Below are 2387 nucleotides of genomic sequence, written 5' to 3'. Positions count from 1 at the left end.
ACGGCTTCGGCTCATCCCTGCTGCGCCACGCGCTCTTCGCCGTCTACCAGGCGGCGGATCAAGACAGCACCAAGGTCGGTCTGAACTATCTCAAGACCGAGATCCGCGACTACTGGACCCAGCGCGAGATCCTGGTCGAGATGATTAGCTTCCTGGGCGGCTTACCCATGCCGCCGTGGGCGCGCGATGCCGAGGCGGCGCGCCTGCTTGCGGGGGCCTTGGCCAATGATCACGTTTGAGGGTCACGGGCAAGAGCTGCTCAGCCCCCTCCCGCCGGTAGATGGGGCATCGCTCGGCGGGTGTTGGCGGCATCCTTGCCGGGTAGTGCGGTGGAGGGGCGTGAACGCAAACCCGCCTGCGGGTGCCGCGATCGAAAATGATCACGACCGCACTTTATACTGGCTGAACAGTGGAACCCATCGAGGAGCCGATTCATGAACATCGAGGCAGACGTCGAAGAAGACGGCACCGTGACGATTCAGGTCCCGAAGCGATACCGCGGCAAGCGCGTCCGCGTCAGCATTCAAGAAGCCGACGATCAGGCAGCCTCTGCGCAATGGAGCAAGTTGTCCGAGGTCTTGGACGGGCTCGATCAGCTCGGCACACACGGTCGCAGCCATCCTCAAATCATTGACGAGATTAGAAGGTTTCGCGAGGGATCATGAAACTGGCCTACGTCGACGCCTGCGTCTGGATCAGTCTGGTCGAGGGGTTCACCACCTATCAACCTAAGATCCGCGCTGCATTGAAGAATCTGGCCTTGGACAATTGGGTGCTCTGCACATCGGACGCGGTGCGGTTGGAGGTGTTGATCGGGCCTCTGAGAAAGAAGCAAGCACCCTTGGCGATGGCCTACCGTGCCATCCTGGAAACGACACCTGTTCTGAAAACACCCAAGTCGGTGTTCACCGATGCCCTATCGATCGCGGAAAGCGAGCGCCTCAAGGCGATGGATGCGGTGCATATCGCGATCGCAAACCACTATGGCTGCGGCAGGTTTGTCACGACTGACCCGCACTTCATTTCACTCTCGCTCTTGACACCGCTCTGGATCGATCTGGCGAACTCGGATGCCCCCGAGGTCTCGATCGATGAACCCTCCAGTGCGGACGATGATCCTGCGAGCTGATCAGGCAATCCGAGGTCATCCCATGCCGGTTGATGCCAAGCGACAGCAATGGCGCTAACCCGAGGCCATGATTCACCGCTTCTCCTCGCGCCGCAGCCGGCTCGATCACCGCTTTCTCGCCGAGCGTCTGCGCGGCGCGCAGGGCTACGACCGCATCGCCGGCTTCTTCTCGTCATCGATCATGGAGGTTGCAGGCGAGGAGTTGGAGTCCGTCTCCGGTCTGGTCCGCCTGGTCTGCAACTCGATTATCGACCCCAAGGACATCGAAACCGCCAAGAAGGCAGCCCAGGCCGCGATGCGTCGGGAGTGGTGCGATGCGCAGCCGGAGCGCCTGCCGGATAAGGTGAAACCGCGGTTTCAGCGTCTTTATGACTTCCTCGCGAGCGGCAAGCTGCAGGTCAGGGTGCTGCCCGACGCGATCTTCGGACTGATCCACGGCAAGGCCGGCGTCATCACCTTGGCGGATGGGCGGCGCACCGCCTTCCTCGGGAGCGTCAACGAGTCGCTCACGGCCTGGCGTCTAAACTACGAGCTGCTGTGGGAGGATGACTCCGAGGACGCGGTCGCCTGGGTGCAGGACGAGTTCGACAGCCTCTGGCATTCGCCGTTTGCGGTCGAGCTGGCCGATGCGGTCGTGCAGGATATCCAGCGGCTCGCGGTGCGCTCGGTCATTCCGGACCTTGACGCTTGGCGTGGCCAGCCCGATCCGGCGGCTGCCGTGATCGAGTCTCCGGTCTATCGCAAGGAGGTCGGGCTTTGGGAGCATCAGAAGCATTTCGTGAAGATCGCCTTCGACGCGCATAGGGGCGCTCACGGCGCGCGCTTTGTCCTGGCGGACCAGGTCGGGCTCGGCAAGACCATCCAGCTCGCCATGGCGGCCCAACTCATGGCCCTTGCCGGCGACAAGCCGGTGCTGATCCTGGCCCCCAAGCCACTCATCTGGCAGTGGCAGGGTGAGCTGAACACGCTGCTGGACATGCCCTCGGCGGTCTGGGACGGGCGCGGCTGGGTGGACGAGAACGGCATCGAGTATCCGAGCGCCGGCCCGGAATCCATCCGCAAGTGTCCGCGGCGTGTCGGTATCGTCTCCACCGGCCTCATCGTCGCGGGCTCGGAGATCCGGGACTGGCTCGTCAACGGCAGGTACGCGTGCGTGATCCTCGACGAGGCGCACCGCGCGCGGCGGCGCAACCTGGGTCCGGGCAAGGAATACGATCCGGCCGAGCCGAATAACCTGCTGCGCTTTCTCTGGGACATC

General features: G+C 63.2%; 4 protein-coding genes. All 4 read left to right on the top strand.

Translation table 11 applies throughout. From position 1 onward, the window contains the following. Nucleotides 1–239, top strand: a 239-nt coding sequence (locus GPT33_RS18755; protein ID WP_296812172.1) for a hypothetical protein, incomplete at its 5' end; no start/stop codon positions are given. Nucleotides 240–434: 195 nt separating this feature from the next. Continuing rightward, nucleotides 435–665, top strand: a complete 231-nt coding sequence (locus tag GPT33_RS18750) for a hypothetical protein (protein WP_296812169.1) — start codon at nucleotides 435–437, stop codon at nucleotides 663–665. Further along, a complete protein-coding gene (locus tag GPT33_RS18745) occupies nucleotides 662–1129 on the top strand; it encodes a type II toxin-antitoxin system VapC family toxin (protein WP_296812167.1) in 468 nt (155 codons plus the stop codon). Before GPT33_RS18750 ends, GPT33_RS18745 begins: the two co-directional genes overlap by 4 nt. A gap of 67 nt (nucleotides 1130–1196) precedes the next feature. Next, the coding region (locus GPT33_RS18740; RefSeq protein ID WP_296812164.1) for a phospholipase D-like domain-containing protein at nucleotides 1197–2387 on the top strand (1191 nt) is incomplete at its 3' end.

The organism is Thiocapsa sp., assembly GCF_011390875.1.
Classification (GTDB): Bacteria; Pseudomonadota; Gammaproteobacteria; order Chromatiales; family Chromatiaceae; genus Thiocapsa.
Note: the sequence above shows the minus strand (reverse complement) of the source record. Positions and strands in the feature narration are given on the sequence as shown.